The organism is Bartonella saheliensis, assembly GCF_902162175.1.
In genome coordinates, this window is sequence record NZ_LR607252.1 from 1 (window position 1) to 6,779 (window position 6,779).

The 6,779-nt window shown below is 35.4% G+C and carries 7 protein-coding genes and 1 pseudogene; 5 read left to right on the forward strand and 3 right to left on the reverse strand.

Annotated elements, in window-relative coordinates:
* Window positions 1-185 precede the first annotated feature (185 nt).
* Window positions 186-398, forward strand: a complete 213-nt coding sequence (locus FS875_RS09105; protein WP_005773530.1) for a DUF3126 family protein — start codon at window positions 186-188, stop codon at window positions 396-398.
* Between the two features lie 41 nt (window positions 399-439).
* Here the strand turns inward: FS875_RS09105 and radC are convergent, their stop codons facing one another.
* The 3 genes from radC to sfsA are packed head-to-tail and all read right to left on the reverse strand — an operon-like array spanning window position 440 to window position 2,791.
* Window positions 440-1,234 carry a RadC family protein gene (gene radC, locus FS875_RS09110; protein ID WP_144755927.1) on the reverse strand — a complete coding sequence of 265 codons (795 nt, stop codon included), beginning with the start codon at window positions 1,232-1,234 and terminating at the stop codon, window positions 440-442.
* A 17-nt stretch (window positions 1,235-1,251) separates the two neighbouring features.
* Complete coding sequence (map, locus tag FS875_RS09115; protein ID WP_144755930.1) at window positions 1,252-2,082, reverse strand: type I methionyl aminopeptidase; 831 nt, start codon at window positions 2,080-2,082, stop codon at window positions 1,252-1,254.
* A complete protein-coding gene (gene sfsA / locus FS875_RS09120; RefSeq protein ID WP_144755933.1) occupies window positions 2,075-2,791 on the reverse strand; it encodes a DNA/RNA nuclease SfsA in 717 nt (238 codons plus the stop codon). The genes map and sfsA overlap by 8 nt, the downstream gene beginning before the upstream one ends.
* 301 nt (window positions 2,792-3,092) lie before the next feature.
* On the opposite strand from sfsA, the pseudogene FS875_RS09125 reads away from it, so the two are divergent.
* From FS875_RS09125 to ttcA, 4 genes and pseudogenes are all read left to right on the forward strand, one after another.
* Window positions 3,093-3,951, forward strand: a pseudogene (locus tag FS875_RS09125) (RNA methyltransferase).
* The gene (murI, locus tag FS875_RS09130; RefSeq protein ID WP_144755938.1) at window positions 3,923-4,750 is read left to right on the forward strand and encodes a glutamate racemase; all 828 of its coding nucleotides are present in this window, start codon (window positions 3,923-3,925) and stop codon (window positions 4,748-4,750) included. The pseudogene FS875_RS09125 and the gene murI overlap by 29 nt, the downstream one beginning before the upstream one ends.
* Before the next feature lie 171 nt (window positions 4,751-4,921).
* Entirely contained in the window at window positions 4,922-5,539 is a 618-nt protein-coding gene (gene rpsD / locus FS875_RS09135; RefSeq protein ID WP_144755940.1) for a 30S ribosomal protein S4, read from the forward strand.
* A gap of 260 nt (window positions 5,540-5,799) precedes the next feature.
* The gene (ttcA, locus tag FS875_RS09140) at window positions 5,800-6,672 is read left to right on the forward strand and encodes a tRNA 2-thiocytidine(32) synthetase TtcA (RefSeq protein WP_144755943.1); all 873 of its coding nucleotides are present in this window, start codon (window positions 5,800-5,802) and stop codon (window positions 6,670-6,672) included.
* Window positions 6,673-6,779 lie beyond the last annotated feature (107 nt).

Genomic DNA, 6,779 nt, shown 5'->3' on the forward strand with positions numbered 1-6,779 from the left:
ATTTAATAATGATAGACTCCTTTTATAAAAGTTCTTTATGAATATATAAAGAAAGAGCTGTAAATATATGTAATATTAAGTCAATATTCAGATTAAGCTTTTTTACTGGCTTTACAGAATCAGATAAGTGTCTTATTCGCTCGGCACGCGGTTATTTTAATTGTTTCAAAAAACAGGAGAGCATAGTGAATGCTGATGAAATAAAAAAACTTGATAATTATTTAAAAAATACATTCCAAAACTCAGCATTGCAAGTCAGAGCCCGACCTAAAAAAGATGATTCTTGTGAGGTCTATATGGGGGATGAGTTTTTAGGCGTTATCTATCGAGATGAAGATGAAGATGAGCTATCCTATAATTTTTCAATGGCTATATTGGATATTGATTTAGAAAATTAATTTGTTATTCATTCTTGAATGAAGTCTTTTTCCCATAAGGTTTATATGAGTTTTAATGCTTTAAAGCTTGTGTGGTTATGGCGTGCAATAATAAGGTGGTCATGGATCGTAATGCCTAATGCATTTGCCGCATCTTTTAATCTGTATGTCATTGTTATATCTGCATCAGAGGGGGTAGAATCACCAGAAGGATGATTGTGGACTAAGATAAGTCCTGATGCGGATAGCTCTAAAGCTCGAGAAATAACTTCACGAGGATAAACAGGGGTATGATCAATGGTTCCCGTTTGTTGTACTTCATCGGCAAGTAAGCCGTTTTTCTTATCGAGAAACAAAATACGAAATTGTTCACGTGTTTCGTGAGCCATAACTGCTTTACAATATGCTAATACTTTATCCCATGATGAAAAAATATCGCGTTTAAACAACTCTGCACGAGCAAGACGTCCAGCAATATCTGAAATAATTTTTAAATCAATTGCCGTTGCGGGTCCACATCCTTGAACCTCTTGAAGTCGATGAATATCAGCGCCTAACACATCAGCAAGTGAACCAAAATGTGCTATCAAATTTTTAGCTATAGGTTTTGTGTTTGCCCGGGGTATTGTGCGAAAAAGCAATAATTCAAGATATTCATAATCTTCAAGTGCATTTCCTTTTGACTTTAAATAACGTTTTCGAAGACGCTCACGATGTCCTTGATAATGTTTATCAAGCTGTGTGTTTTTCTTAGATTCTTTACTTTTTCTTTCTGATACTGGGGTGGGGGGAGAACTTGATGTTAGTGCAAAGTGATTACTTTGAATATCTCCCGTTTGATTTATTTTTTTAGCCATAACATCTCTACAGTGGATTAGGTCTGTGAATTTGGAATATAAAAGATATTTTTAGGCGATTGTGTAAATATTTCATACCCTTCATTTGTAACACCAATTGTATGCTCATATTGCGCTGTCAAAGAGCGGTCACGGGTAACAGCAGTCCAACCGTCAGATAAAATTTTAACTTGTGGCTTACCAAGGTTAATCATAGGCTCAATTGTAAACATCATCCCTTGTTTTAATTCGATTCCTTCTCCAGGATTTCCATAATGGAGAATATTGGGGGCATCATGAAACAGCTGACCGATACCATGTCCGCAAAAATCTCTCACAATTGAGCACCGTTCAGATTCTGCATATTGTTGAATGGCAGCACCAATATCACCTGTCGTTGCTCCAGGTTTAACCACAGCGATTCCTCTCATAAGACTTTCATAGGTTATTTGTAAAAGGCGTTCTGCAGCACGTCTGATTTTTCCAACAGGATACATGCGGCTTGAATCACCATGCCAACCATCAAGAATAAAGGTCACATCAACATTCACAATATCACCTTCTTGTAAGGGTCTTTTATTAGGAATACCATGACAGACAACGTGATTGATAGATGTACAGCATGAATGACTGTATCCATGATAATTTAGGTCAGCAGGAAGAGCTCCTTTTTGGGCTCCAAAAGTAAATACAAAATCATCAATTTCTTGCGTAGTGACACCAGGTTTAATAATATCCGTAAGTGCATCAAGACATTCTGCAGCAATACGACCAACTTCGCGCATTTTAGCGAAAGCATAGTCATCGAAAATGCGAATTTTCCCGTTAAATTTTAAAGGGGCTTTATTATATTCAATATATTCAACCATTGTTTTTTCTGTTTTCTATTTTTACTCTCTGAATCGGAAAAATACCTTCTACACTTAACTGACATTTTACAGCATAACATTCTACCCCTGATTTTAATGCTAAATCAAATTTACGTCCATAGAGTGGATCAAGATCATGACAGATGCTAAAAGCTGTACAATCTTCTCGTTGAATAACATAAAGCATAGCAGCTCGTTTTCCTTGTTGTACGACTTGTATGAGTTCTTCAAGATGACGGGCACCCCGTTTTGTTGTGCTATCAGGAAATTCTGCTAATCCTTTTTGACGAATAAAGTGAACATTTTTAACTTCTAGGTAACAATCAGGAAGAATGTCATCCCGTAAAAGAAAGTCAATGCGTGATTGTGTCCCATAGCGTTGTTCTTTTAAAATTGTTTTATATCCACTTAATTCTGGTAGTAATCCGTTTTGAATTGCTTCTAATGCAAGTTTATTAGGTAAAGCGGTATTAATACCAACTAAAGTATTATCGGATTCAACAATTTCTAATTGATAGGCATATTTTCTCTTGGTATTTTTATGATATGAAAGCCAAACGTTGGCGTTGGAAGCTGTCAATCCGAGCATTGATCCTGTATTTGGTACTGATACAGTAAAGATATGTTGGTCGTCCTGTTTAACATCTGCAAGGAAACGTTTATAACGACGGATAAGCTTTGCAGGAAAAAGTTTGGGAATAAAGTACATATTTCTTTTTTAGGATTTATGATTTCACAATTCAACTGAGATTATGATTTGTAAGGGCTATTCCCTATTAAAAAAGATAAAATTGATGTAAAAAACACTACGATATCTTATATAAATTGTTATAGGCTTCATCGTTCATTTTAATGGCTTTTAAGATTTTTATGAGAGAATCTGTACTCTTTGAGTGAAAAAATAACATTGCCTATAATTTATTATTAAGCAACATTAGAGTACTTTAAAGAAGGTTATGTTTTAAAAAATAGTGGGGAGGAAAATCGTTAAATGAAACTAGGTAAGGTTGATGGCTGGAACGAATAAGAATCGTGAAAATTTAACAAATGGTCCCATTATTATTTTAGTTGAACCGCAGCTTCCGGAAAATATTGGTATGGTCGCAAGAGCAATGGCAAATTTTGGGCTTTCTAAGCTTCGACTCGTCAAACCTCGAGAGATATTTCCAAATGAAAAAGCTAGAGCTGCTGCAAGTAAAGCTGATCATGTTATTAACAATGCCGCGATTTTTGACACATTGCGTGGTTCAATTGCAGATTTACACTATGTTTTTGCAACAACAGCCCGTGAAAGATGCGGATTTAAAACTGTAAAAAGTGCTGTCGAAGCAGCAAATGTACTTCGTCAGCGTGAAAATATCGGACATAAAACAGGTATTGTCTTTGGAAGAGAGAGATGGGGACTAGAAAATGATGAAATCAGCCTTGTTGATGAAATCATCACTTTTCCAGTCAATCCTGCTTTTGCATCACTTAATATTGCACAAGCGGTTCTTTTGATGTCTTATGAATGGATGAAAGCAGGTCTAGAAAATGTAAGCGATACGGCATTTCGTGCAGCAGAGATGGAGCCTGCAAATAAAACAGTGTTTCATGGTTTTTTATCTCAATTAGAAGAGGCTTTGGATATTCGTGGGTATTTTAGACCCCGAGAACGAAAAGAGGTTATGCTTACAAATTTACGCTCTGTTTTTACGCGCGCTAATTTTAGTGAATCTGAGGTTCGCTTATTGCGAGGTATTATATCTTCATTGGATCATTTTTCTCCACAATATCCACGGGGAAGTCGGGCCCCTAAAGAGCGTGATCGTCAAAAAATTAAAAACAAGTGTGAAAACTGATGGATGTACGACCTGTTCTTTTTTTTGATAGTGGTGTTGGTGGTTTAACAGTATTGAGGGAAGCGCGCGTTTTTATCCCTGAAATACAATTTATTTATGTTGCTGATGATGCGGGATTTCCTTATGGTAATTGGGAAGAAAATGTTTTAAAAGAACGCATTTTAAAGATTTTTACAAATCTTTTAACACATTATAATCCTGCCTTATGTGTGATTGCTTGCAATACTGTTTCTACATTGATGATGGCAGATCTACGACAAAATTTTCCTCATGTTCTTTTTGTAGGAACGGTTCCTGCAATTAAATCAGCTGCTGAACAAACGAAATCTGGTTTTATTTCCGTATTAGCGACTCCTGGAACAGTTAAACGTGCCTATACAAATGAATTAATTAACTCTTTTGCTGGACAGTGTCATGTTCAGCTTGTAGGAAGTGAAAAGCTTGCTGGATTTGCTGAAGATCATTTACGAGGAAAACCTATCGATTTAGAAGTGTTAAGAAAAGAAATCTTGCCATGTTTTGTGGAAAAAAATGGCAAATATACTGATGTTATTGTTTTAGCCTGTACTCATTATCCTTTTTTGATTAACTTCTTGCGTGAACAAGCTCTATGGTCTGTTGAATGGATTGATCCAGCAAAAGCGATCGCCAAACATATCAGGTCATTATTGCCCTTGTCGAAGAAAATACATCAGAACCCCATAAAGAAATATCAAGATTTTGCTTTGCTGACATCAAAAAATATCACTTCTTCAACAGAGAATTTGTTAAAAGGATTTGGCTTAAAACTGATGAAAGGAGTTGACTTTGGGATACGGGATCAATAAATATACCCCAGCTTTTTCTTTCAAGAAAATAGCTGTCATTAACGTGTCCCGTGGATAACTTCGCATAATTGCTATGTTAAGCTATTCTGTCAGTCTTTTATATTTAAAGGCAGAGGAGGGCGCGTTTCCTTGGGATCTTCAGATCTCGTGTTTTATTTTAAAGGAAATGCGATGAGTAAACGCGAAACAACAAAATATAAAATTGATCGACGTATGGGAGAAAATATTTGGGGTCGTCCAAAATCTCCTGTCAATCGTCGTGATTATGGTCCAGGTCAGCATGGACAGCGTCGTAAAGGAAAACTTTCTGACTATGGGGTGCAATTGCGCGCTAAACAGAAGTTGAAAGGGTTTTATGGCGATATTTCAGAAAAGCAATTTCATAAAACTTATGTGGAAGCTGCTCGTCGGCGGGGTGATACAGGTGAAAATCTTATCGGTCTGTTAGAATCACGTTTGGATGCTGTTGTTTATCGTGCAAAATTTGTACCTACAATTTTTGCTTCTCGCCAATTTATTAATCATGGTCATGTGAATGTAAATGGGCGACGTACAAATATTCAATCGTATCGTTGTAAGCCAGGTGATGTTATTGAGGTTCGGGAAAAATCAAAACAACTTGTGTTGGTTTTAGAATCAGTACAGTTAGCAGAACGTGATGTCCCCGATTATATTGAAGTCGATCATAAACATATGAAAGCGACCTTTACACGTATTCCTGCTTTTGCAGACGTTCCTTATGCTGTGCAAATGGAACCTAATTTGGTCGTTGAATTTTATTCTCGATAATTTTTTATGAGAAAAGTTGTTTCTCTTCTATTATTATAATTTCAAACTATTGTGTTGTTTTTATAATCTTTGAAGTTAGAAAATATTTTCAAATGGTTCTATATTAAGTTTATTACATTATTTTAGTGTTATAAGCTTATATAGTTCCATTTCTTTTTTCGTATCTGTTTTCATAAATTTAAAAAACTTGAAATGTAAGCTTGCTTTATATTTATTTCTATCTTTGCAAATGAGCTATTACTTATGCAGGATATGGTTTTATGAATGATGTTTTTGTTGAATATCCGGCAATAGAAGAAAACAAAAAGAATGATCTTTTGGTAAGCAAAGCAGATGATTGTCATCCAATATTTCGGCGTGCTCCTTCAAGTGTAGAATTTAATAAATTGCGTAAACGACTTTTACGTCATATGCGGCAAGCTTTGGACGATTTTTCTATGCTTTCTACTGGGAAAAAATGGCTTGTTGCTTTATCGGGCGGAAAAGACTCTTATGGTTTATTAGCACTTCTTTTAGATTTAAAGTGGCGTGGTCTTTTACCCGTTGAAATTCTTGCTTGTAATCTTGATCAAGGGCAACCAGGTTTCCCTAAACATATTCTTCCAGACTTTTTAAATTTTTATAAAATTCCTTATCGTATTGAATATCAAGATACTTATTCCATTGTTACAGATAAATTGGCAGAAACACAGACATATTGTTCACTGTGTTCTCGATTGCGACGTGGTAATCTTTATCGCATTGCACGAGAGGAGGGCTGTTCGGCATTAATTTTAGGGCATCATCGTGATGATGTTTTGGAAACGTTTTTTATGAATTTATTTCATGGCGGCAGATTAGCTGCTATGCCTGGAAAACTTAAAAATGACGAAGGTGATCTTTTTGTGTTACGTCCTCTTGTCTATGCCGCTGAGGAAGATATGGAAAAATTTGCTCAAGCAATGCAATTTCCAATTATTCCTTGTAATCTTTGCGGTAGTCAAGATGGTTTACAACGTAATGCAATGAAAGAGATGCTGAAAAATATCGAAAGACAAATGCCAGGACGTAAAGATACCATGATTCGTGCTTTAACGAATGTGCGTCCAAGTCACCTACTTGATAAGAAATTCTTTGATTTTAAAATGTATTAATAAAAATAAGATATAAAAAATAAGTTCAATGAGTTTAAGATAAGATGCTTATTTATAATGATAATTCATTGTTTTTCCATTTAAAAATCGTAAAAGTTTTCTTATTG

What these genes read in the sequence shown, in the direction of transcription:
- map (WP_144755930.1), bottom strand. Translation starts at nt 2,082, where the DNA reads ATGGTTGAATATATTGAATATAATAAAGCCCCTTTAAAATTTAACGGG.
- murI (WP_144755938.1), top strand. Translation starts at nt 3,923, where the DNA reads ATGGATGTACGACCTGTTCTTTTTTTTGATAGTGGTGTTGGTGGTTTA.
- ttcA (WP_144755943.1), top strand. Translation starts at nt 5,800, where the DNA reads ATGAATGATGTTTTTGTTGAATATCCGGCAATAGAAGAAAACAAAAAG.
- radC (WP_144755927.1), bottom strand. Translation starts at nt 1,234, where the DNA reads ATGGCTAAAAAAATAAATCAAACGGGAGATATTCAAAGTAATCACTTT.
- rpsD (WP_144755940.1), top strand. Translation starts at nt 4,922, where the DNA reads ATGAGTAAACGCGAAACAACAAAATATAAAATTGATCGACGTATGGGA.
- sfsA (WP_144755933.1), bottom strand. Translation starts at nt 2,791, where the DNA reads ATGTACTTTATTCCCAAACTTTTTCCTGCAAAGCTTATCCGTCGTTAT.